Raw genomic sequence first — 22,316 nt, forward strand, 5'->3', positions numbered from 1 at the left:
GCGTGGGCGGGTTCTCCCGGTACGGACCGGGTGCCCCCGATCGGCGATGACGTTCGTCATCGCCGATCGTCCACTTCCGCATCTGCCGGTCGGACGGCGGCGCGGCGGAGACTTTCCGGCGACGGCGATTCCACGACTCCCTCGGATTCCCTCCCGGGATATCCGACCCAGGCACGAAACTCCGGAAGGGAACACTCCGATGAGCAAGGTCATCAGCGCCCACGCGGTGTCGGTCGACGGCTTCATCACCGGCCGCGACCCCGGCGCCGGGCGCGGCCTCGGCGACGCGTCCATGCTGTTCGACTGGTACTTCGACGGCGACACCCCCAGCCAGGTCTTCGGCGGGTTCAAGCTGAGCGCGCCCAGCTCCCGGCTCTTCGACGCCCTGGCCGCCCGCGTCGGCGCGATCGTCGCCGGCCGCCGCACCTACGACGACTCCGACCACTTCGGCGGCGGCAGCCCCCACCCGGGCGCCCGGCTGGTCGTCCTGAGCCACCGCCCGGCGCCGGAGATCACCGACCGCCAGAGGCTGGTCACCACCGGCGTCCACGACGCGATCGCCGCCGCCCGCCAGGCCGCCGGCGGCAAGGACGTCGGCCTCATGGGCGGCGGCGTGGTCACCGAGGCGCTGCGGGCGGGCCTGGTCGACGAGGTGGTCCTGCACCAGGTGCCCGTCCTGCTCGGCGGCGGCCGGCCGTTCTTCGGTGAGCTGCCGGAGCACGTACGCCTGCGCCTGGTCGAGGCCGTGCCCGCGCCGGGCGTGACCCACCTGCGCTACGAGGTGGCCCGGTGATCCTCGTCACCGGAGGGCTCGGCATGATCGGCGCGCACACCGCCCGCGCGCTCGCCGACCTCGGACGCCGGGTCGTCGTCACCGCGCACCGCCGGGCCGAGGTCCCCTCGTTCCTGGCCGGCCGGGTCGCCGTGGAGCCGCTGGACGTCACCGACCGGGACGCCTTCCTGGCCCTGGCCGCCCGCCACGACGTCGGCGACATCGTCCACTTGGCCGGCGGCATCCCCGGCGCGGACCCGGTGGACTTCTTCCGCGCGGACACCACCGGCCTGCTCAACGCGCTGGAGGTGGCGCGGGCCAGGGGCGTGCGCAGGTTCGCCGTCGCGAGCAGCCTCGGCGTCTACGCCGGACGGCCGGAGACCCGGTGGCACGAGAAGCTGGCGCTGCCCGCCGCGGACCTGCCGCACCCGATCGTCGCCCTGAAGAAGGCCGTCGAGCCCCTGACCACGCACGGCCTCCAGGGCAGCGGGGTCCAGCCGGTCGTGCTCAGGATCGGCAGCGTCTGGGGGCCGCTGATGGACCCGGAGTCGCCGTTCAACCACATCCCGCCGTACGTCGGCGCCGCCCTGCGCGGCGAGCGGCCGCCGCCGCTGCACGCCGGCGACGGCGGCGACACCTGCTACGCGCCTGACGCCGGGCGCGCCATCGCCCTGCTGATGACCGCGCGAGCCCTGCCGCACACCGTCTACAACGTCTCCAGCGGCCGGCCGTTCACCAACCGCGACCTCGCCGGCGCCGTACGGGCGGCCGTCCCCGGCTCCCGGCCCGTCCTCCTGCCCGGACGGTCCGGCGCTGACGGGGACGATCCCTGCCTCGACATCGCCCGGCTCACCCGCGACACCGGCTTCGAGCCGGCCTTCGACCTGGCCGGAGCGGTCGCCGACTACGTCGCCTGGCGCGCCCGCAACCCCCGCTAGCGCGACCGGGCGAGCGGCCCGGGGTCAGACCACCTCGAAGGTGCTCATCATGGCCATGTCCTCGTGTTCGAGGTTGTGGCAGTGCAGGACGTACCGGCCTCGGTAGCCGGTGAAACGGGTGATGATCTCCACGGTCTGCGCCTCCCGCAGCTCGACGGTGTCCTTCCACTCCGGCGGGCCGTCCGGCCGCTCGCCGCCGACCGAGAGCACCTGGAAGGGCGCCAGGTGCAGGTGCACGGGGTGGGCGACGTCGCTGGTCACCCGCCAGATCTCGACCTGGCCGAGCTTGGGCCGGGCATCGACGCGGCGCACGTCGAAGGGCTTGCCGTTGATCAGCCAGCCGGTGTGGCCGCGCAGGTCGCCGCTGCTGAACTCGAAGTCGCGGGTCACCGCGGCCGAGGCCGGGTCGAGGCGTTCGACGGTGGACAGGACCTTGGGGATCGCCGAGTCGTCGCGGGCGTCGCGCTCGACGGTGAACCGCATCACCCGGGCCTGCGGCCCTTCGCCGAGCAGGTTGCGCAGCTCGACGTGGTCGCCGACGCGGTAGGCGGCGAAGTCCACGATCACGTCCGCGCGTTCCCCGGGCGCCAGCCGGATGCGCTGGAGCGGACGCGGCGCCGCCAGCAGGCCGCCGTCGCTGCCGATCTGGGTCAGGGTGCCGCCGGGCGACAGGGCCAGCTCGTACGTGCGGGCGTTGGAGGCGTTGAGCAGCCGCAGCCGGTGGCGGGCGCGGTCCACGCCGAGCCGCGGCCAGGGCGCGCCGTTGACCAGGATGACGTCCCCCAGCACGCCACCCATGAACGCCTCGCGGGCGCCGGGGCCGTCCGGCCTGGCCGGGTAGGGCATCGTCCCGTCGGCCTGGAAGGCGCGGTCGCAGATCAGCAGCGGCACGTCCCGCTCGCCCGACGGGAGCGGCAGCCGGTCCTGCTCGTCGTCGTCCACGATGAAGAAGCCGGCCAGGCCGCGCCAGACCTGCGGCCCGGTGTAGTCCATGCGGTGGTCGTGGTACCACAGCGTGGCCGCGCGCTGCTCCAGCGGGAAGACGTGGTCGCGGTGCGCGCCCGGCTGGACCAGGTCGGTGGGGAAGCCGTCGGACTCGGGCGGGGTGTGCCCGCCGTGCAGGTGGGTGACCGTCGGGGCGGGCAGGCGGTTGCCGACCCGCACGACGGTCCGGCGGCCGGAGCGCGCCCGGATGGTGGGGCCGGGGAACTGCCCGTCGTACCCCCAGACCGGGGTGCGCAGGCCGGGCAGGATCTCCACCTCGGCCGGGCGCTGGAGGAGTTCGTAGTAGTCGGCGCCCGCGTCCGTCCTGGCCGGTCTGGCCACCGTGGGCCGCGGGAGCGGCACGGCGTACGGCGCGGGCAGCGGCGCCTGGCTGGTCATCAGCTGGGGCAGCGGCGTGCGGGTCAGCAGCGAGCAGCCCGAGACGCCCGAGACGCCCAGCGCCGCGCCCACGCCGAGCAGCCGCAGCGCCTGCCGCCTGGTCATGCCGGTCATGCCGACGTCGTCCGGGGGCGGCCGGCGGACCAGACCCGCGCGGTCTGCACCATGCTGCCGCCGAACATCAGCACGCCGAGCGGCACGTGCACGCCCTTCACGTGCGCCATGCCCAGCGCCATCTGGACCAGCGTCGCCACCAGCATGCCGACGGCGGCCAGGATGACCGCCCGCTGCCTGGTCATCACCGCGGCGACCAGGTACAGCAGGACGGTGGCCGCGACGGCCATCGCGGTGGCGCTGTGGGCGGCCCGGCCGCCCGGCGAGCTGAGCAGCAGCCCGGCGGTGACGGCCTGCAGCAGCAGGGCGACGGTCTGCGCGGCGAGCGCGATACGCAGGAACATGACGGTTCTCCTAACGGGACGAGGTCGAGGGACGGACGGCGACCGCGGCGACGACGACCAGCACGAAGGCGGCCAGCGCGGTCAGGGTGCGCAGGGTGTGGAACAGCTCCCACCGCTGGAAGACCTCCGCGTGACCGGCCGGCACGGAGCCGGCGGCCCACTCGCGGAACCGCGCGTGCAGCGGGACGTTGCCGAACACGGTGATCAGCAGCGAGGCCACCGCCAGGGCGCCGGCGCCGGAAGCCAGCCGGCGCGGCAGGTCGCGGCCGGCGAGCGCCAGCCCGAAGGTGGTCAGGATGGCCAGGGCCATCGCGCTCTGCATGACCGGCTCGTTGACCTTCATCATCGTGGTGTGGAAGGTCAGGCGCACGTCCAGCGGCACGGCGCCGAACGTGGGCACCACGTTGGCGGCGCCGTATCCGAACGCGCCCGCGAGCAGCCCGGTCGCCAGCAACGCGGCGCCATGGAGGTACCTGACTCGGGTTCTCATGTCTGGTAATCGTCGTCCGGCCGGGGCTCCGTGGCGTCCCACCGGCGGACTCATCTGCCGCTACCCCAGCGGGATCAAATACCGGCCGCGTCTACGACGACGGATGTAGTGCCGCGCTATCGCGCCGTACCTGCCGGCGCCGTAAAAAGGCCCGTGGCCAGGGCGTTCCTGGTCACGGGCCGGGGTGTACGGGATGCGTCAGGCGTCGCAGAACCAGCCGTTCTCGACCCAGCCGTTGGCGTTGACGTTGCCGTAGGCGAAGCCGTACACCCATTCCTTGTAGGCGCCGTCGAAGCCCTTGACGGTGAAGGTCTGGCCCCGGTGCAGGGTGCCGACGAAGTCGCGGACCATCAGGTCGTCCGCACACACCGTCAGCCGGCGGCCGACGTCGTCCGCCCCCGCGTACGGGTACGGTCCGGCGGCGTGGGCCACCCCGCCGCTCACGGCGAGCACCGCCGCCAGTGTGCCCGCGCCGACGATGAGCCGTGCGATGTGCTTGCGCGTTTTCATCGAAACCGGTCGTCCTCTCTCGGTCCTCGGGAATGTCCGTGGGGCAAACTACCCGGCCAGGCCGAAAGATGAGGCATTTCCCGATATTTCCGGGCGTTAACGAAGGTAGGAGGCGCCGTTGAGGTCGAGGACGGTGCCGCTGGCCCATTCGGCCGCCGGCGAGGCCAGGTAGAGCACGGCGGCGGCGATCTCCTCGGCCTCCCCGACCCGGCCGAACGGGCTCTGCGCGCGGATCGCGTCCCCCGCGGGCGGCTTGAGGTGCTCGGTGGTCATGTCCGTCGCCACGAAGCCGGGGGCCACGGCGGCGACCGCGATGCCGTGCGGGGCGAGGGCCACGGCCAGCGACTGGCTCATCGCGTTCAGGCCCGCCTTGCTGGCCCCGTAGCCGGGGGCGTCGGGCTCGCCGCGGAAGGCGCCGCGGGAGCTGACGTTGACGATGCGGCCGCCGGCGCGCATGTGGCGCAGGGCGCACCAGGCCAGGTTGGCCGGGCCCATCAGGTTCACCTCGAACGCCTGGCGCCAGGCGGCCTGCCACTCCTCGTACGACGTCGTGGCGATGGGGTGGAGATGGTAGACGCCCGCGTTGTTGACCAGGACGTCGAGCCCGCCCAGCGCCGCCGCCGCCTCGTCGGCCAGGCGCCGCACGCCCTCGGGGTCGGCCAGATCGGCCTGGACGACGACGTGCCCCGAGCCGGCCAGCTCGCCGAGCACGTTCCCGGCCGCCCGCGCCGAGTCGCGATGGTGGACCGCGACCCGGTCACCCTGGGCGGCGAACGCCGTCGCCACCGCCCTGCCGATGCCCCTGGACGCTCCCGTGACGAGTACGGCGCGACCGCTCACCCGCCGCACCCTAGCAGCCGCACCCCGAACGCCGCCGGGGGCCCGGAGGCGCCGGGTCAGCCGCCGTGTTCGGCCCAGTCGTGCAGGGCGTCGACGGTGCCGGAGGCGTCGAGGTTGAGCGCCGCCTCGATCAGCGCCAGATGCGTGAACGCCTGCGGATAGTTGCCCGTCATGTGCCCGTCGCCGGTCATCTCCTCGGCGAACAGCCCGAGCGGCTCGGCCCGCGCGCACAGCGTCTCGAACCGGTCGCGGGCCTCGGCCGTCCGCCCGGCCAGCACCAGCGCCGAGACCATCTCGAACGAGCACATCAGGAACGCCCCCTCCGGCCCGTCCACGCCGTCGCGGGTGGTCTCGGGGTCGTAGCGGTGCACGAGCGCGCCGCCCTCGCCCAGGCGGGCCTGGATGTGGTCGAGGGTGCCGAGCACGCGGGGGTCGTCGCCGTCCAGGAAGCCGAGCAGCGGCAGCCGCAGCAGCGAGCCGTCGGCCTGGTCGGACCCGTAGGACTGGGTGAAGGCGCCGACGTCGGCATTGTAGCCGCGCTCCAGCAGCTCGGCGCGGACGGCCGCACGCTCGGCCCGCCACTGCGCCAGGGGCAGGCCGGGCTCGCCGGTGGCCTCCGCCAGCCGGACCGCGCGGTCGAAGCAGACCCAGGCGTACAGCTTGGAGTAGGTCCAGTGGCGTTCGCCGCCGCGCACCTCCCAGATGCCGGCGTCCGGCTCCCGCCACCGCTCGCGGGCCCGCTCCACCAGCCGCCACAACACCGGGCCGCCGGTCAGCTCGCCGGTCACGGAGTGGTAGGCCATGGCCGCGTCCAGGACGTGGCCGTAGCCGTCGAGCTGGTGCTGACCGGCGGCGCCGTTGCCGATGCGCACCGGACGCGAGCCCGCGTACCCCTCCAGATGGCCGAGGACGGTCTCGTCGGCGACCGGCCCGCCACCGACGCCGAACACCGGCGGCAGGTCGCCCTCGTGGATCGCGCACTGGCCGAGCAGGAACGTCAGGTAGCGGCCCGCCTCCTCGCGATGGCCGAGCCGCAGCAGCGCCAGCACCATGAGCGCGGCGTCGCGGTGCCACACGTAGCGGTAGTCCCAGTTGCGCCGCCCGCCGAGCCACTCCGGCAGCGACGTCGTGGGCGCCGCGAGCAGCCCGCCGCTCTCGTCGAACAGCAGCCCGCGCAGCACGACCGCGCTGTGCCGCACCTGCCGCGCCCCCACCCCGTCGTAGGCCGACCGCGACGACCACGACCGCCACGACCGCACGGTGCCGGCCAGCAGCCGCTCCGGATCGCGGACGGGCGCGTGCCCCTGACCCGCGTAGTCGAGCGCGACCGCCCACGACTCGCCCGCGCCGAGCGTGGTCTCGGCCATGGGCCCTGTCGCCGGCCCTTCCGCCGGTTCCGCCATGCCGGTCAGCAGCAGGCCGGACTCCTCGGCCAGCACGCCGTCGCGCGGCGTCCAGCGGGCCTCGCGGGTGGCGTAGTCGGGCCTGGCCAGCACCCGCGAGCGCACGACCGCCCGCCCCCGCTCGCACCTGGCCCACCGCACCAGCAGCCGGACGGGCACCACGCCGCTGCCGCCCGTCCCCGGCGGCGACGTGGCGAAGAAGTCGTGCACCACGACCTCGCAGTCGCGGCCGACCCAGCGGGTGCGCAGCACCAGCGTCTCCTCGACGTAGCCGCGCTCCTCGACCCGCGCGCCGGCCACGTCGAACTCCCACGCCCCGCCGAGCCGCCGGTCGAGGATGCGCGCGAACACGCTGGGGCCGTCGAAACGCGGCGCGCACATCCACTCCACCGCCCCGTCGGGCGCGACCAGTGCCGCCGTGTGACAGTCCGACAGGAACGCGTACGCCCCGATCGGTGGAAATCCCCCGGCCATCCGTGCACCCCGTACCTCTTCATCGCGCCCCCCGTGCCGGGTTGCCCGATGTCGCCGCAGGTTAAACGGGGTGCGCGGGCAGCCGGCGGTCGAGCAGGAGCGCGCCGCGGCCCGGCAGCAGCGAGGCGCACCACTCGCGCAGCGCGGCCGGCCGGGGGCCGCCGACGTCGGCGGTGTCGAGCAGGTCGGCCCAGTCGAGCAGCGACTCGGCCAGCATGAGCGGCACCCCGCTGCGTTCGTGCACCTCGGCGGCGGCCTCGAAGTGCTCGCTCGCCCGCGCCGGGTCGCCCATCGTCACGCACAGGTGGGCCAGGTAGTGGTGGCCGCAGTGGTGGGCGACCGTGCCGTGGCCGAACGTCTCGCCGTCGGCGGCCAGCGACGCGTACAGCCGTTCGGCCAGCTCGGGACGGCGCAGATGCGCCGCGGCCACGGCCAGGTTGTCCAGGGCCGGCCGGTGGGCCATGTTGCGCGGCGGCACGCCGCCGCGGTCGGCCAGGATGCGGTCGAGCAGCGGCCCGGCCTCCTCGTCGCCCATCTCGCACAGGTAGCGCAGCACGGCGTGCACCGGATCGACCCGGGGCGCCTGGGCGGCGCGCCGCAGCCGGTCGCGCAGCTCCCACAGCCGGCCCTGCAGACGGCGGATCTCGGAGATCTGCTCGGAGTAGATGGCCACGGCCTCCAGGCGGCGGCCGATCTCGCTGCCGAGCCGCATGGCCGACAGCGCCTCGGTCTCGGCCTGGGCCAGGTCGCCCTGCATGAGCGTCAGGCCCGCCCTGGAGTAGCCGATCAGCCAGTTGAGCTGCGGCTGGGCCAGCCGGCGGGCCAGCTCGTCGGCCTGGTCGAGCAGCGTCGCGGCGCGCGCGGTGTCGCCGCTGTCCAGCACCGGCGGGGTGCGCTGCACGTAGGCGTGGAACAGCGCCAGGTCGTCGCCCGTGCGGCGGGCCGCCTCCAGCATCTCGTCGCCGTCGCGGTGGCGCTGGTGCAGCGGGTCGGCCGGGATGATCGTCAGGCTGCGCATGCCGAGCACGCTGGCCAGCGTGCGCGGGTCGCCCGACTTGCGGGCCAGCGCGACCGCCTCGTCGCTCAGCGCGAAGCGCCGCTCGCCGTCGGGCGCCCAGATCAGCTCGGAGGCGAGCAGGGCGGCCAGCAGCGCCCGGGTGCTGAGATCGGTGGAGTCGACCAGCTTGCGCGCCTCGGTCAGCAGCGCGATGCGGCGCTGGTCGGGGGCGGCGGAGATGCTGGAGAAGCCGCGGTCGCCGCCGAGCGCGGCCACCACGATCAGGTCGTCGCGCCCGCACTCCCTGGCCAGCTCGGCGGCCTGGTGCAGGGTCTCGCGCGCCTCCGGGTGCCCGGCCAGCCACATCGCCCGGCCGCAGTCCATCAGCAGCTCGGCGCGCCGTTCCGGGGAGGCGCCGGGGAAGTCCGCGAGCAGGCCGAGCACCCGCTGGTACCAGGTGACCGCCTCGCGGTGGGCCAGCCCGGCCAGCGCGTGGCGGGCCGCCTGCACGCCCGCCTCGGCGGCCTCGGCCGTCCGGCGCGGGTCGCGGCCGTGCTCGGCGGCGGCCAGCAGATGGGTGGCCACGACGTACGGGCGCGACTCCATGGCCTGCGGGTCGGCCTGGCACAGGGCGTCGGCGACCCGGCCGTGCAGCAGCCCGGCGCGGGGGGCCGACAGCGTGGCGTACAGGGCGGTACGGGTCAGCTCGTGGGAGAACTGGCACTGGCCGCCGTCGGCCATGGTCACCAGGCCCGCGCCCATGGCCTCCTCGACGGCGGCCACGAAGCGCGCCTCGTCCAGGCCGAGGCCCAGGCGCAGCGCGGCCGACTCCATGCGCTCGCCCACGGCCAGCAGGCTGACCAGGTCGCGGGCGTCGGGGTGGAGCTGCGCCAGACGCGCCCGCACCATGCGGGTGACCGAGTCGGGGACGGTCAGCGCGTCGAGGTCGGCGCCCGCGGCCAGCTCCCTGGCCACCTCGGTGACCAGGAACGCGTTCCCGCCGGTGATCCGGTACAGCAGCTCGGGGTCGCCGTCGCTGCGCACCTCCGACAGGGCCCGGCTGACCTCGTCCATGCCGAAGGAGGAGACCTGCACCAGGCGGCCGCCGGCGGTCAGCTTGTGCAGCTCGGGCATCGCCGACTCGACGGGCACCGGGCGCGAGGTGGCCAGGATCAGCAGCGGCAGCGAGTCGGCGTCCCACATCAGGGAGTGCAGCATCTGCAGCGACTCCAGCGTCGCCCACTGCAGGTCGTCGATCACCAGCAGCACCGGCCGCACGGTGGCCAGGCGCTCGATGAGCGTGCGGGCCGCGGCCATCAGGTGGTAACGCTCGGAGACCGGCTCGGTGGCGGGCGGCACGGCCAGCGACAGCGGGGGAGCGGCCAGCGAGGGCGCCAGCCGGACGAGCTGCCCGCACTGCTGGTCGACCCCGGCCCGCAGCAACAGCGCCGGCGAGGTGCGGGCCAGCCGCTCGACCGCCCCGGCGATCGGCTCGTACGCCTGCCGCGCCGGATCGGTGCACCGCCCCGCCAGCACGGTGAACTGCCGCTTGAGCGCCCGCCGCGCCACGACCGAGGCCAGCCGGGTCTTGCCGACGCCCGGATCGCCCTGCAGGATCACCAGCCCGCTGCCGACCTCGGCCGCCCCCAGCTCCTCCTCCAGCGCCCGCAGCTCCTCGTCCCGGCCGACGAACGGCAGCACGTGCCCGCTGTCCAGCCAGGGCGCCAGCCCGCCGGCGTGCTGGTTGTCGGCGCTCTGCCAGTGGAGCTCGTAGGTGTGCATCGGCTCCCGCAGGCCCTTGCCCGGCAGCCGGCCCAGGTCTTTGAACTCGTGCCGGCTGCGGCCCTGGGCCAGGCGGCGCACCAGGTCGGTGCAGAGCACCTGGCCGCCCTCGGCCACCGCGACCAGGCGGGCCGCCTCGACCGTGGGCAGCCCGCTGACGTCGTCGGCGCCCCAGCACACGTCGCCCGCCGCCAGCGCGGCCCTGATCGAGATCTTCTCCAGCGCCCGCTCGTTCTCGGCCGCGACGGCCTGCTCGACGGCGATGACCGCGTCGAGCCCGGCCGTGGCCGAGCCGAACACCGCCATCAGCCCGTCGCCCAGGCTCTTGGTGAACGTCGAGCCGCTGGCCGTCACCACCGAGTGCAGGAGCTGGTAGAGCCGGCGGAAGACGACGTTCGCGCGTTCCTCGCCCAGCCTGATCCGCAGGGCTGTGGAGCTGACCACGTCGGTGAACAGGATGGTGGCCGTGGTCAGCGTGCCCGGCTCGTGCGGGGTGCTCACGCGGGTGGTCCCTCCTTCCGCACGGGGGCCCTGGCCGCCTTGCCCACGCCCTTCCGCACGCCCTTGCGGACGCTGTGGCGGAGCCTGCGCGTGCGGCGCGCCGTCTTCGACTGCCGGACGCGCCACTGGGCGGCCAGCTCCTCGGGGATCTGGAAGGCGGCGTGGCCGCCCGAGTAGCGGTCGATCATGGCGATGACGATGTGCTTGCCCGCCCGGCGCACCAGCCAGCGCACCACCGCGTCGACCGGGCCCATCAGGCGGCCGTAGCGGTTGCCGGCCCTGGCCGCCGCGAACAGCGCGTTGAACCACCACGCCGGCGGCGGCACGTCGAGCAGCGCCGGGACCTGGGCGGCGTTGTGGCGGGCGTCGCGGAAGACCCAGTGCACCAGGCTGCGCGGCAGCTTGCGCCAGCCCAGGTGCATGAACTCCTCCATCTCCGCCAGCAGCACGGCCATCAGCCTGCGGCCCTCTTCGCTCGACTCGTACAGGCGGCCGAGCCGTTCGCTGACCGGCGGCACGTCGTCGAGGGTGAGCGGCCGGTCGCGGCACGCCTCGACGCCCATGAGGTGACCGAAGACGCTCCACGTGTACAGGTGGGCGGCCTTGTCGGCGTCGCTGAGGCGCACCCCCATGCTCTCCAGAGCCTCCCACGTGACGACCGAGAAGTCGAAGATGGTGGCCAGCAGCAGCTCCTGGTTGACCGGCGGGCCGAACCTGGCGGTGTCCCAGTCGTCGCCGAAGTGCTCGGTGGCCAGCGCGCGCACGAACGAGTGCAGGATGCGCAGCCCGATCGCCGTCGTGTGCCCGGGACGGCCCGGCGTCAGGCTGTCGGTGGCCTTCAGGCCCATGACGTCCACCAGCATCTGGCCGGTCTCGGCGACCCGGCGGGTGAGGCTGTGGGTGGCCAGGTCGGACACGCCGGCCAGCACCTTGGCGCTGGAGATCTCGACGTAGGCCATGGGCAGGCACTTGCAGAACAGCGCGACCGACTGGTACAGCCCGTAGTCGGAGAAGACGGCCTGGCCGCGGGCCAGCAGCTCGGCGTCGTCGCCCCACTCGGGCAGGTCCTTGCCGAAGTCGATGGCGTCGAAGATGGCCGAGGGGCCGGTCTCGCCCGAGGGCGCCCGCGCCTCCCGCTTGGCCCGGCCGAGCTCCACCACGACCGCGCGCAGCAGGGACAGCGCGTTCTCCCCTTCTGGCCTGGTCTCCAGGTAGCCGGCCACGATCTTGTCGATGTCCGGGTCGGCCTGCTGCCGTAACTGCCGGAACCGTTCCGCCGGCCAGCGCTCGGCGGGGGCGTTGTCGTGCTCGTTCATGTTCGCCGTACTCCAGATCCGGTCAGAGACCTCCGCGTTTGCGCAGCGCCTCGACGTCCAGCAACGTGATGGTCCGCCCCTTCATGGCGATGAGGCCGCGGGCGGCGAGCGACTGCAGGGCCCGGTTGACCGCCGGGCGGGACGCGCCGATCAGCGCGGCGAGGTCCGACTGGGTCAGCCCCGGCATGTCCACGACCGGGCCCTGGGTCTGGCCGCGCTTGACCGACAGTTGCAGCAGCAGCTTGGCCAGGCGCCCGCCCAGGTCGAGGAAGGCCAGGTCGGCGGCCTGCCCGGTGAGCCTGCGCACCATCTGCCCGAGCATGCGCAGGAACTCGTCGGCGAGCCCGGGATGCTCGCGCATCAGCTCCAGCAGCCGCGCCCTGGGCAGCGCGAAGATCCAGCAGGGACGCACGGCGATGATCGACGCCGACCGCGGCGAGTCGTCCAGCAGCGCCATCTCGCCGAAGGTCTCCGCCCGGCCCAGCATGTTGAGCACGATCTCGTCGCCGTGCTCGGTGGTGAAGACGACCTTCACCAGCCCGTCGAGCAGCACGTAGAGGGACTCGCCCGGATCGCCCTGGTGCAGGATGATCTGCCCGTTGCGGTATCGGCGCGCCACCCCGGCGCGCACGGTGCTGGTGATCCCGGCCGGTCCGAGCACGCGGAACAGCGGGACCTCCGCCAGCACGGCGGCGACCGCCTGGACGTCGTGTGGAACCGCCCCGCTGCTGGCGCTCATGGAAGAACTTTAGGACGCGAACGCCGATCGGGCAGTAAGTGGTAAGCGATCTCCCGAATGTGACGAGCGCCACACCCGCACTGTGTCGTCCGCGACAGTGCGCGCAGGCCGCCGGGAGCACCGTTGGGGGGCCGGTCGAACGAGGTTGACCCCCGAGGACCCCGGCCGGCGGGGAGACGATGATGCAGTTGGATACGTTGGAGCGCCGCGACACCGCCACCCTCGTGTCGGACGCCCAGGCGGGCGACGCCCAGGCGTGGGAGCGGCTGGTCGAGGAGTTCACGCCGATGCTGCGGTCGAGGATCCGCCGCTTCCGGCTCGGCCACGAGGACGCCCAGGACGTGCTCCAGACCACCTGGTTGCTGGCCTGGCAGAACCTCAAGAGCGTCGAGGACCCCCAGCGCATGCCCGGCTGGCTGGCCACGATCGCCTTCCGCGAGTGCCTGAAGCTGACCAGGCGCACCCGGGAGATCTGCACGCCCGACCTCGACACGCTCGGCAGCACGGACGACGTGGACAGGGAACTGGCCAGGATCTGGCTGGCCGGCACGCTGGAGGAGCTGGTCGAGGAGCTGCCCGCGGCCCAGCGCGTGCTGTTTCGAGCACTCACGGAAACCTCCGAGCCGCACTACGTGGACGTCGCCCGCCGGCTGGGCCGGCCGGTCGGCAGCATCGGCCCCACCCGCGCCCGCTGCTTCGCCAGGCTGCGCGGGCTCCTGCAGGACCGCGAGATCACCAGGGACTTCCTGGACTGAGTCCTAGTTTCCTGACCGGTCAAGAGGGATCGCCTCCAGGAAGGGCTCGAAGTCGAAGCGCGCCATCTCGTAGGCGTCGGGATCGGTCTCCTCGGGGAAGGCGTACGTCTTGCGCCGCGTCCCGGGGAGCAGCCGGTCGGCCCGCGGAGTCTCGGCGACCGGCTCCGGCAGCGTGCCGCGGGCCGTCTCCGCCTCCAGGGCCGCGGTGAGCTCCGGCCCGAACGGCGGGTCGTAGAGCGCGCCCACCCGCTGGTAGGTGCGGAAGTAGCCGACGATGAAGCGCATGCGGTCGGGGTAGGACACCCAGTCGGTCACCCCGGCCGTGGCCTGCTCGACGTCGTCCGGGATGAACTCCTCGGCGAGCTTGCGCACCTTCTCGTTCCTGATCGGCCGCCAGGCGAGCGCCATGTCCACGCCCGGCGGCGGGGTCAGCGGCCGGCCGACCCTGACGTCGCTGAGCGGCGTGCGCACCGCGAACAGGTGACGGGTGTACAGCGAGGACCACTTGGCCTCCAGCACGCGCGTCAACCACGGCTGGTCCTCGTGCCGGGCGCTGAACAGCGGGAAGCGGGCGTAGGGCCGCCGGGTCACCAGCGAGCGCAACGACCGCCACGACATCCGGGTCAGCCACCGCACCGGCCGGTACAGCACCAGCTCCAGAGCCTTCTGCGCGCGCTTCTGCTCGTAGGCCGACAGCGCCACGCTCGCCCCGAACATCAGCTCGGCCCGCTCGTCGGGGTCGGTGGCCGCGCGCGCCTGCCGCAGCAGCAGGGCGGCGTCCCGCAGGTAGCGCTCGTCGGCCTCCTCCAGCAGGCCGGACAGGAACTCCGGCGGCATCGGCGTGTTCTCCGAGTCCGGGCTCACCTTGACGTAGCAGTCGGGCGTGCCGTTCCACAGGTTGGCCGCCAGGCTCGCGGTCTCCAGGAAGATCGCCCGGTTGGCCAGCGCCAGCCCGAGCTGGTAGCTGGGGCCGAGCAGGGTCAGCAACAGGGCGCGGAACAGGCGGCGCAGGCGCGCGGGCACGTGCAGCCGGTCGCCGAAACCGGTCAGGAAGGGCGAGCCCGGCGTCAGGTCGAGGCTCTCGGCGACCGCCTTGGAGGTCCATTTGGCGTAGCAGTACCAGTTGGTCGCGTCCTGGCCCAGGTGCTGGGCGAGGTCCCCGGCGACACGGTGGTAGCCATGGGCGATGACCATGGCCTCAAGCGCAGGGTTCCTGTCCTTGCAGGCGGCGATGCGCAGCACGTCGTCCGCCGTCATCGGAGCGCCTGGCGCAAGCGCTTGTTCCACTTCGGACATGAGGTCTCCCGTCAGTGGTCCCCCCTGGGACCGTCGATCCTCACCGGGTCAGAGCGCGTCCGGTGACGTGAGATACAGGGCGGCGGTCCCGCTTTCCCCGTGACCGCCGCCCGGAGCGTAGGGCGGGTGACTTGCGGTGCGGTTGCAGGGCGATCCGAGCCCCTGCCGGGCCCGCCGCCCCGGGAGGGGCCCGGGGCGGCGGCCGGCTATTCCCGCACCGATATCTTGCTGATCACGACGAAGCCGCCGAGCGCCCCCGCGGAGCCGGCGGCCGTCGTCGTGGTGAGGTTGACCACCAGGTCATAGGTGCCCGGACCGAGCTGGCCGCGCATCGGGACCGACGCGGTGTAGCGTCCCGAGCCAGGGGTGAACGTCATCTCCACGGGAGGCGAGGGATGACGGGTCTCACCACCTCCCAGCAGGTCGGCGATGATCTCCACATGCCACCGTCCCGCCAGCCAGTCGACCAGCTCGCCGGCGACCTCCCAGCTCACGTCAACGGTCCAGCCCTCGCCGCATCTCACGACGTTCGTGGGCTGGGCGCCCGGGTCCACAACCTGACCGTGCAGCACGCCGCTCAACTGCTCGGCCGGAACCTTCATCACCTGGAACTCACCGGTCGCCATGTCGCTGTCTCCTTTCCGGGGGGAACCAGGTCCCCGTACGGAGAGGCAGAGCGGTGGGACAGCCGGGTAAATACCGGGTGTACTCAAGGACACAAAGCCGGGACGTACCGCCCCGGCCACTACGGTGGAGGCGTGATCCACGACCGCCCGGACCCCGCGTCGAGGGCCCGGCTCGCCGCCGGATGGCTCGCGCTCGCGGGCGGCTCCCCGGCCGCGCGGGCCGCCGGCGCCGAGCTGATCGCCCGCTGGGCCGAGCCCCACCGCCGCTACCACACCCTTACTCACCTGGCCGCCGTGCTGGCCGCCGTCGACGACCTGGCCGGGGAGGCCGCCGACCCCGCCGCCGTGCGCCTGGCCGCCTGGTTCCACGACGCCGTCTACGACGGCAGGCCCGGCTGGGACGAGGAGCGCAGCGCCCAGCTCGCCCAGGCCCGCCTGCCGCGCTGCGGGGTGCCGCCCGGCCGGGTCGCCGCGACCGCCCGGCTGGTCCGCCTGACCGCCGCCCACGACACGGTGGCCGCCGGCGACCGCGACGGGGCCGTGCTGTGCGACGCCGACCTGGCCGTGCTGGGCCGCCCCGGCTACGACGCCTACGCCGCCGACATCCGCCGCGAGTACGCGCACGTGCCCGACGACCTGTTCCGGCAGGGCCGCGCGCAGGTGCTGCGCCGGCTGCTGGCCGCGCCGCGGCTCTACCGTACGGACCGGGCCCGCGAGCTGTGGGAGGAGCCCGCCCGCGCCAACATGACCGCCGAGCTGGCCCGCCTCGCGGAAGGCTAGGGCGCGCCGGCGTCGTGGCGCTTGCGGCGGCGCAGACCGGCGGCGATCAGGCGGCGCAGCAGCTCGCGCGAGCTGACCGGCTCGGCGCCCAGCGACACCGCCCGCGCGTGCACGGTCTCGGGGACGTCGTAGTGGTCCCGGTCGAAGGCCCGGCCCGGCACCCCGAGCCGGGCCGCGAACGCGTGGAGCTCCTCCAGCGAGCTGTCGCTCACCAGGTGCGACCACATCAGGCCGCGCGGCCCCGGCCAGTCGGGGGGATCGATCAGCACCGTCACGCCCTCAAGGGTAGGACCCTGCCGCGCACGCCGAGCTCGCCCAGATCGGACACCACGACGTGCGCGCCGTGCCCGGCCAGCGCGGCGGCGTCGCCAGGACCGTCCCGGGTGACCGCCACGACCAGCCCGAAGCCGCCCTTGCCGGCCGCCTGGACGCCCGGCAGCGCCGCGTCCACCACGGCGGCCCGTCCGGCGGGCAGCGCCAGGCGGCGCACGGCCTCCAGGAACAGGGCGGGGTCCGGCTTGCCCGGCAGGTTCATCAGGGCCGCGTCGCCGCCGTCCACGACCAGGTCGAACAGGTGGGCCACACCCGCGGCGGTGACCAGCCGGCGGCCGTGCAGGCTGGCCGAGACGGCGGCCGTGCGGGCGCCCCGGTGGCGCAGCTCGTGCAGCAGGGCCACGGTGGCGGGGAAGGCGGCCACGCCGTACTTGTCCACCTGCGCGAGGAAGAGCTGGTCCTTGGCCAGGCCGAGCCCGTGCACGGTATGCGCGCCCGGCTCGTCGTCGGGACCGCCTTCGGGCACGGTCAGGCCGCGCGCGGCGAGGAAGGTGCGCACGCCGTCGAGCCGCGGCCGGCCGTCGACGTGCCGGAGGTAGTCGTCACGGATGTCGAACGGTTCGCAGCGGCCGCGCAGGAAGGCGTCGAAGACGTGTTTCCAGGCGGCCGCGTGCACCCGGGCGGTGTCGGTGACCACGCCGTCGATGTCGAACACCACGGCGCTGATCGAGGCCAGATCGATGACGGGCTCGTCCACACTGTGAACGTAACCGCTCTACCAGGCGACGGGTAGCTCCTTGACCCCGTACACGATGGCCAGCTCCCTGAACGGCACCTCGCCCGAGACGTGCAGGTCCGGGAAGCGGCGCAGCAGGGCGGGGAAGGCGATGCGCATCTCCATCTGGGCGAGCGGCGCGCCGATGCAGCGGTGGATGCCGTGGCCGAAGGCCAGGTGCGAGCGGGCGGTCTCGCGGCCGGGGCGCACCTCGTCCATGTCCGGGCCCAGCGAGGGGTCGCGGTTGGCGCCGGTCAGCGAGCACAGCACCATCTCACCCTTCTTGATCGGCACGCCGTGCAGCTCCAGGTCCTCGCGGGCGAAGCGCGGGAAGGCCACCTGCACGACCGTCATGTAGCGCAGCAGCTCCTCGACGACGTCGTTGACGTAGCCGTCCACCTCGCGCACCTTGGCGGCCTGCTCGGGGTGGCGCATGAGCCAGAGCGCGCCGAGCGCGAGCATGCTGGTGCTGGTGTCGTGCCCGCCGGTGAGCAGGCCGTCGGACATGCTGGCCAGCGTGCGGTCGTCGAGGTCGTCGCCGTGCTCGCGCAGGAGCTGGCCGAGCAGGCCCTCGCCGGGGTCGCGCCGCTCGCGGGCGACCAGGTCCACCAGGTACGCCATCGCGTCGTTGATCGCCTGCAGGGACGCCTCGGGCCCGGCCGACAGGTCGAACCGGTCCTTGCTGATCCTGACGAAGTCGGCGCGCTCCTCGTACGGGACGCCGAGCAGCTCGCACACCACCAGCGACGGGATCGGCAGCGCGAAGTCCTCGACCAGGTCCGCGGGCGGGCCCTTGGCCTCGATGCGGTCCAGGTGCTCCTCGACCATCGCCTCGATGCGCGGCTCCAGCCGGCGCAGGCGGCGCATGGTGAACTCGGGGGTCAGGTACTTGCGCAGCCGCGTGTGCTCGGGCGGGTCCCGGAAGCCGAGGCCGCCGGGGTCCTCCTGGTTGGAGCCCAGGCCGGAGATGCCGGCGAAGTCGTTGCTGAACCGCTCGTGGTCGCCGAGCACACCGCGTACGTCCTCCCAGCGCGTGACCAGGTGCACGGTCTGGTCGCCGGGGATCTTCATGGGGAAGACGGCGTGCTCGGCCCGGATGCGGCCGAGCTCGGCGACCGGGTCGAAGTCCTCGCGCATGAACTGGACGAAGGGGAACTCTGAGTCAGACATGGATATCCGTCCTGCTGGGATACATCGCACTATGTTGGGATAAATCCCTCGGTAGATGGTCCCATCCGGACAGGCGGCTGTTGCCCTCCGAAAGGACGAAATTGCCGCTCACTCTCACGTCCCACCTGGCCGCCCGCCCGATCGTCCATCTGGCCGTCCGCCGGCCGCCCGCCGCGTGATCCCGCGCGGGAGGCCGGGGTGCGCCTCATTGTGCGCCGGGTCGCGGGCCGCCGACTAGCCACAACCCCCTTCTGGTACGGCGTGTGTCACAGGAACCGGTGGGAGACAGGGGAAATCGGTGGCGTTTGGCGTACAAGGGGGCGACAGTCTGCGATGATCTCGTCGCAAGACAAGCTGGAGTTGAGCCTCGCGGATAGTGACTGATGCCGACATTTGAGGAAATAGCAGCCTTCGTCGCCGAGAAGCCGTTCGCCACCGCCGTCATCGCCCTGCTGGGCCTGGCCGGGCTCGTGCTGGCGTTCCTGGTTCTGCGGATGGCCTGGCGGGCGGGCACCTGGTTATTCGCCCGCTACGTCGCCCCCCGTCCCGTCGAGGACGTGCTCACCGTCGTCGCCGCCTCCATCGCCACCGGCGTGTCCGCCCAGGGCATGTGGCGCTTCTCCGGAGACGTGCTGGGCCTGGACGGACCGCTCCGGCTGCTGCTGTTCGCCTTCATCGAGGTCGCCATCATCACCTCGGCCGTCCGCGCCCGCCGCAACATGCGGGAGAACTTCTCCGCCGGCATCGACGGCATCGCGGTCTGGGCGCTGACCTGCCTGACCGCCGTCCTGTCCAGCATGGACGCCCGCAGCCTCCCCGAGGCCGTCTTCCGCCTGGCCGCCCCGCTGGTCGCCGCCTGGCTCTGGGAGCGCGGCATGGCCATCGAACGCCACCGCATCCGCGGCACCGGCCGCATCAACTGGCGCCTGACCCCCGAACGCCTGCTCGTCCGCATGGGCCTGGCCGAGGTCAGCGACCGCACCGCCTCCGAGGTCGACGCCCACCGCCGGCTCACCCGCGTCGCCCTGGCCGCCAAGCGCGCCAAGGCGCTGCGCGACAGCGGCGCCTCCGAGCGCAAGATGCGCGGCGCGCTGGCCAAGCTCGACAAGGCCATGGACCAGGCCGTCGAGCACACCGGGCTGGCCGTCGACCAGCAGCGTCAGGAGGCGCTGCTGGCCCAGATCGCCGCCCTGTACAACACCACCGCGCTCATCGACGCCGATCCGCGGGTGCCGTGGGAGCCCGAGGCCGACCACCGTCCCGTGCCCGCCCGTCCGGCGCTGCCGCCCGCGCTGGCCCAGCTCGTCGAGGACGAGGACGAGGACGTCGAGGTGTTCGACGCCACCCCCCAGGTCGTCGACACCGCCCAGCGCGCCGCCCAGATCAGGGCCGCCCGCGAGTTCTGGGACCGGCAGATCGCCAAGCGCATCGTGCCGCGCTCGGTGGACATCGCCCAGGAGATCGGCGTCCCGCTGGCCACCGCGCGCGAGTATCGTGCCCTGTGGAAGCTGGAGCCGCAGGCGCACGCCCTGATCGAGGCTCTGTACCAGCAGCACGGCATCGTCGACACCGGCGCCTTCCCGGCCATCGCCGACGACGGGCGGGTGCTGGCCAAGTAGGGGGAGCTCGGTTGCGGGAGCGCACGCTCGAACGCGTCAGGAAACTCCTGGCCAAGGCCGAACGCACGGACAACGAGCACGAGCGGGCCACCTTCCTGGCGGCCGCCTCCGCCCTGATGGCCAAGTACGGCATCGACACCCTCCCGCCGCCCGGCACCCGCCAGACCCCCGGCGACCGGATCGTCACCCTGCCGGCCCCGTGGGCCAGGGAGAAGGCCCGCCTGGTCAGCCTGGTGGCCCAGGCCGTCCGCTGCCGTCCGCTGCTGATCGGCCGCGGCGACGGCGGCCAGCGGGTGCACGTGTTCGGCTTCGCCGCCGACCTCGAACGCGCCGACGTGCTGGCCACGTCGCTGCTGCTGCAGATGGCCTCCGGCCTGGCCCGCGTACGGCCGCCGGGCGAGCTCGCCGCCGCGCGGGCCTACCGGCGCTCGTGGCTGCTGGGGTTCACCGACGAGGTGTACCGGCTGCTGCGCGAGGCCGAGTCGCGCGCCGCGACCGAGGCCGAGGCCGCCGGGGCCGGCACCGCGCTGGTGCTGGCCGACCGCCGGGCCGAGGTCGACCTGGCGGTGGCCGCCCACTATCCGCGCATCCGCATGTCGGTCCCGACGACCAGCGGCACGGGCTACCGCGCGGGCGTGCTGGCGGGCCGGCACGCCGACCTCGGACGCACCGGCATGCCCGCCGCCACCGCCCGCGAACTGCCCCGCTGAGCCGCCCAGCCGCTCAGCCGCCCAGCCGCCCAGCCGCTCAGCCCAGCGCGGCCGAGACCAGCGAACGGGCCTCCTCCTGCACCTTGGCCAGGTGGTCGGGGCCCTTGAAGGACTCGGCGTAGATCTTGTAGACGTCCTCGGTGCCGGACGGGCGGGCGGCGAACCAGGCGTTCTCGGTCGAGACCTTCACGCCGCCGAGCGCCGCGCCGTTGCCGGGGGCCGCCGTCTGCACCGCCGTGATCGGCTCGCCGGCCAGCGACGACGCCGTGACCTGGTCGGCCGACAGCTTGGCCAGCACCGCCTTCTCCTCGCGGGTGGCGGGCGCGTCGACCCGGGCGTAGGCGGGCTCGCCGAACCGCTCGGTCAGGCGGCGGTAGTGCGCGCTCGGCGACTCGCCGGTCACCGCCAGGATCTCCGAGGCCAGCAGGGCGAGGATGAGACCGTCCTTGTCGGTGGACCAGGGGGAGCCGTCGCGCCGCAGGAACGAGGCCCCGGCGCTTTCCTCGCCGCCGAACCCGAGCGAGCCGTCGAGCAGCCCGGGGACGAACCACTTGAATCCGACCGGCACCTCGTACAGGCGCCGGTCGAGCGAGGCGGCGACCCGGTCGATGACGCCGCTGCTCACCATCGTCTTGCCGACCCCCGCCGCGGCGGGCCAGCCGTCGCGGTGGGCGTACAGGTAGGAGATGGCGACGGCCAGGTAGTGGTTGGGGTTCATCAGGCCGTCGGGGGTGACGACGCCGTGGCGGTCGGCGTCGGCGTCGTTGCCGGTGGCGATGTCGTACCTGTCGCGCTGGGCGATCAGCGACGCCATCGCGTACGGCGACGAGCAGTCCATGCGGATCTTGCCGTCCCAGTCGAGCGTCATGAACCGCCAGGTGGGGTCGACCAGCGGGTTGACCACGGTCAGGTCGAGGCGGTGGCGCTCGGCGATCTCGCCCCAGTAGGCCACGCTCGCCCCGCCCAGCGGGTCGGCCCCGATGCGCACCCCGGCCGACCTGATCGCGTCGAGGTCCACCACGGACGGCAGGTCGTCGACGTACGCGCCGAGGAAGTCGTAGCGGCCGGCCGCGTCGAGGGCCTTGGCGTAGGAGATCCTGGACACGCCCTTCATGCCGTCGGCCAGCAGCTGGTTGGCGCGGTCCTGGATCCAGGAGGTGGCGTCGGTGTCGGCGGGGCCGCCATGCGGCGGGTTGTACTTGAAGCCGCCGTCGGAGGGCGGGTTGTGCGACGGCGTCACCACCACGCCGTCGGCGAGCCCGGACGCGCGGCCCCGGTTGTGCCGCAGGACGGCGTGCGAGACGGCGGGGGTCGGCGTGTAGCCGTCGCGGGAGTCGATCAGCACCTCGACCCCGTTGGCCGCGAACACCTCCAGCGCCGACACGCGGGCGGGCTCGGACAGCGCGTGCGTGTCGATGCCCAGGAACAACGGCCCGTCGGTGCCCTGGGAGGCGCGGTATTCGCAGATGGCCTGGCTGGTGGCCAGGATGTGGTCCTCGTTGAAGGCCGTCCGCAGCGAGGACCCGCGGTGGCCCGACGTGCCGAACGCCACCCGCTGCGCCACCTCGGCGGGGTCGGGGTGCAGGGCGTAGTAGGAGGTCACCAGCCGGGCGACGTCGACCAGGTCGGCGGGCTGGGCGGGCTGTCCTGCGCGATCGTGCGTCATGAGGCCACTTTACAAATCCGCCCCCTTCGTACGGGTGAGCGCG

At 73.7% G+C, this 22,316-nt stretch carries 21 protein-coding genes; 6 read left to right on the forward strand and 15 right to left on the reverse strand.

What is annotated here, in order from left to right:
- The first annotated feature begins 199 nt into the window (after window positions 1–199).
- Together ABT158_RS36175 and ABT158_RS36180 are read left to right on the forward strand one after the other, a co-directional pair.
- On the forward strand, window positions 200–793 hold the full coding sequence (locus ABT158_RS36175) for a dihydrofolate reductase family protein (RefSeq protein WP_352361339.1): 594 nt from the start codon (window positions 200–202) through the stop codon (window positions 791–793).
- A complete protein-coding gene (locus tag ABT158_RS36180) occupies window positions 790–1,710 on the forward strand; it encodes an NAD-dependent epimerase/dehydratase family protein (protein WP_352361341.1) in 921 nt (306 codons plus the stop codon). The genes ABT158_RS36175 and ABT158_RS36180 overlap by 4 nt, the downstream gene beginning before the upstream one ends.
- Before the next feature lie 24 nt (window positions 1,711–1,734).
- On the opposite strand, the gene ABT158_RS36185 is transcribed toward ABT158_RS36180, so the two are convergent.
- From ABT158_RS36185 to ABT158_RS36225, 9 genes are all read right to left on the reverse strand, one after another.
- Window positions 1,735–3,198, reverse strand: coding sequence for a multicopper oxidase family protein (locus ABT158_RS36185; RefSeq protein ID WP_352361342.1), 1,464 nt, complete (start codon window positions 3,196–3,198; stop codon window positions 1,735–1,737).
- A 5-nt stretch (window positions 3,199–3,203) separates the two neighbouring features.
- A complete protein-coding gene (locus tag ABT158_RS36190) occupies window positions 3,204–3,551 on the reverse strand; it encodes a hypothetical protein (RefSeq protein ID WP_352361344.1) in 348 nt (115 codons plus the stop codon).
- Between the two features lie 10 nt (window positions 3,552–3,561).
- Complete coding sequence (locus ABT158_RS36195) at window positions 3,562–4,041, reverse strand: anthrone oxygenase family protein (protein ID WP_352361346.1); 480 nt, start codon at window positions 4,039–4,041, stop codon at window positions 3,562–3,564.
- 198 nt (window positions 4,042–4,239) lie between these two features.
- The gene (locus tag ABT158_RS36200) at window positions 4,240–4,551 is read right to left on the reverse strand and encodes a hypothetical protein (RefSeq protein WP_352361348.1); all 312 of its coding nucleotides are present in this window, start codon (window positions 4,549–4,551) and stop codon (window positions 4,240–4,242) included.
- Window positions 4,552–4,647: 96 nt separating this feature from the next.
- The gene (locus tag ABT158_RS36205) at window positions 4,648–5,391 is read right to left on the reverse strand and encodes an SDR family NAD(P)-dependent oxidoreductase (RefSeq protein ID WP_352361350.1); all 744 of its coding nucleotides are present in this window, start codon (window positions 5,389–5,391) and stop codon (window positions 4,648–4,650) included.
- A 56-nt stretch (window positions 5,392–5,447) separates the two neighbouring features.
- Window positions 5,448–7,268 (reverse strand): glycoside hydrolase family 15 protein, encoded by a 1,821-nt coding sequence (locus ABT158_RS36210; RefSeq protein WP_352361352.1) that lies wholly within the window; start codon window positions 7,266–7,268, stop codon window positions 5,448–5,450.
- A gap of 61 nt (window positions 7,269–7,329) precedes the next feature.
- Entirely contained in the window at window positions 7,330–10,548 is a 3,219-nt protein-coding gene (locus tag ABT158_RS36215) for an ATP-binding protein (protein WP_352361354.1), read from the reverse strand.
- The gene (locus ABT158_RS36220) at window positions 10,545–11,864 is read right to left on the reverse strand and encodes an oxygenase MpaB family protein (protein ID WP_352361356.1); all 1,320 of its coding nucleotides are present in this window, start codon (window positions 11,862–11,864) and stop codon (window positions 10,545–10,547) included. Before ABT158_RS36220 ends, ABT158_RS36215 begins: the two co-directional genes overlap by 4 nt.
- A gap of 22 nt (window positions 11,865–11,886) precedes the next feature.
- On the reverse strand, window positions 11,887–12,603 hold the full coding sequence (locus ABT158_RS36225; protein ID WP_352361358.1) for a Crp/Fnr family transcriptional regulator: 717 nt from the start codon (window positions 12,601–12,603) through the stop codon (window positions 11,887–11,889).
- A gap of 188 nt (window positions 12,604–12,791) precedes the next feature.
- On the opposite strand from ABT158_RS36225, the gene ABT158_RS36230 reads away from it, so the two are divergent.
- The gene (locus ABT158_RS36230; protein WP_352361360.1) at window positions 12,792–13,358 is read left to right on the forward strand and encodes an RNA polymerase sigma factor; all 567 of its coding nucleotides are present in this window, start codon (window positions 12,792–12,794) and stop codon (window positions 13,356–13,358) included.
- A gap of 3 nt (window positions 13,359–13,361) precedes the next feature.
- On the opposite strand, the gene ABT158_RS36235 is transcribed toward ABT158_RS36230, so the two are convergent.
- Both ABT158_RS36235 and ABT158_RS36240 read right to left on the reverse strand, forming a co-directional pair.
- On the reverse strand, window positions 13,362–14,615 hold the full coding sequence (locus tag ABT158_RS36235; RefSeq protein WP_352361362.1) for a hypothetical protein: 1,254 nt from the start codon (window positions 14,613–14,615) through the stop codon (window positions 13,362–13,364).
- 245 nt (window positions 14,616–14,860) lie between these two features.
- On the reverse strand, window positions 14,861–15,280 hold the full coding sequence (locus ABT158_RS36240; RefSeq protein WP_352361364.1) for a hypothetical protein: 420 nt from the start codon (window positions 15,278–15,280) through the stop codon (window positions 14,861–14,863).
- Between the two features lie 132 nt (window positions 15,281–15,412).
- Between ABT158_RS36240 and ABT158_RS36245 the strand changes: the two genes are divergently transcribed.
- Complete coding sequence (locus tag ABT158_RS36245; RefSeq protein WP_352361366.1) at window positions 15,413–16,060, forward strand: HD domain-containing protein; 648 nt, start codon at window positions 15,413–15,415, stop codon at window positions 16,058–16,060.
- On the opposite strand, the gene ABT158_RS36250 is transcribed toward ABT158_RS36245, so the two are convergent.
- Genes ABT158_RS36250 through ABT158_RS36260 form a run of 3 tightly spaced genes read right to left on the reverse strand, consistent with a single transcriptional unit; the run spans window position 16,057 to window position 18,278 of the window.
- Entirely contained in the window at window positions 16,057–16,335 is a 279-nt protein-coding gene (locus tag ABT158_RS36250) for a DUF4031 domain-containing protein (protein ID WP_352361368.1), read from the reverse strand. The genes ABT158_RS36245 and ABT158_RS36250 overlap by 4 nt on opposite strands.
- On the reverse strand, window positions 16,332–17,090 hold the full coding sequence (locus tag ABT158_RS36255) for an HAD family hydrolase (RefSeq protein ID WP_352361370.1): 759 nt from the start codon (window positions 17,088–17,090) through the stop codon (window positions 16,332–16,334). Before ABT158_RS36255 ends, ABT158_RS36250 begins: the two co-directional genes overlap by 4 nt.
- A gap of 18 nt (window positions 17,091–17,108) precedes the next feature.
- On the reverse strand, window positions 17,109–18,278 hold the full coding sequence (locus ABT158_RS36260) for a cytochrome P450 (protein ID WP_352322574.1): 1,170 nt from the start codon (window positions 18,276–18,278) through the stop codon (window positions 17,109–17,111).
- Window positions 18,279–18,661: 383 nt separating this feature from the next.
- Here ABT158_RS36260 and ABT158_RS36265 point away from each other — a divergent pair, with 383 nt between their 5' ends.
- Together ABT158_RS36265 and ABT158_RS36270 are read left to right on the forward strand one after the other, a co-directional pair.
- A complete protein-coding gene (locus ABT158_RS36265) occupies window positions 18,662–19,897 on the forward strand; it encodes a hypothetical protein (protein ID WP_352361372.1) in 1,236 nt (411 codons plus the stop codon).
- Between the two features lie 11 nt (window positions 19,898–19,908).
- Complete coding sequence (locus ABT158_RS36270; RefSeq protein WP_352361374.1) at window positions 19,909–20,607, forward strand: DUF2786 domain-containing protein; 699 nt, start codon at window positions 19,909–19,911, stop codon at window positions 20,605–20,607.
- A 37-nt stretch (window positions 20,608–20,644) separates the two neighbouring features.
- On the opposite strand, the gene pgm is transcribed toward ABT158_RS36270, so the two are convergent.
- Window positions 20,645–22,273, reverse strand: a complete 1,629-nt coding sequence (gene pgm, locus ABT158_RS36275) for a phosphoglucomutase (alpha-D-glucose-1,6-bisphosphate-dependent) (RefSeq protein WP_352361376.1) — start codon at window positions 22,271–22,273, stop codon at window positions 20,645–20,647.
- Window positions 22,274–22,316 lie beyond the last annotated feature (43 nt).

This window comes from Nonomuraea sp. NPDC001636 (assembly GCF_040298265.1).
In the GTDB taxonomy this organism is placed as follows: Bacteria; Actinomycetota; Actinomycetes; order Streptosporangiales; family Streptosporangiaceae; genus Nonomuraea.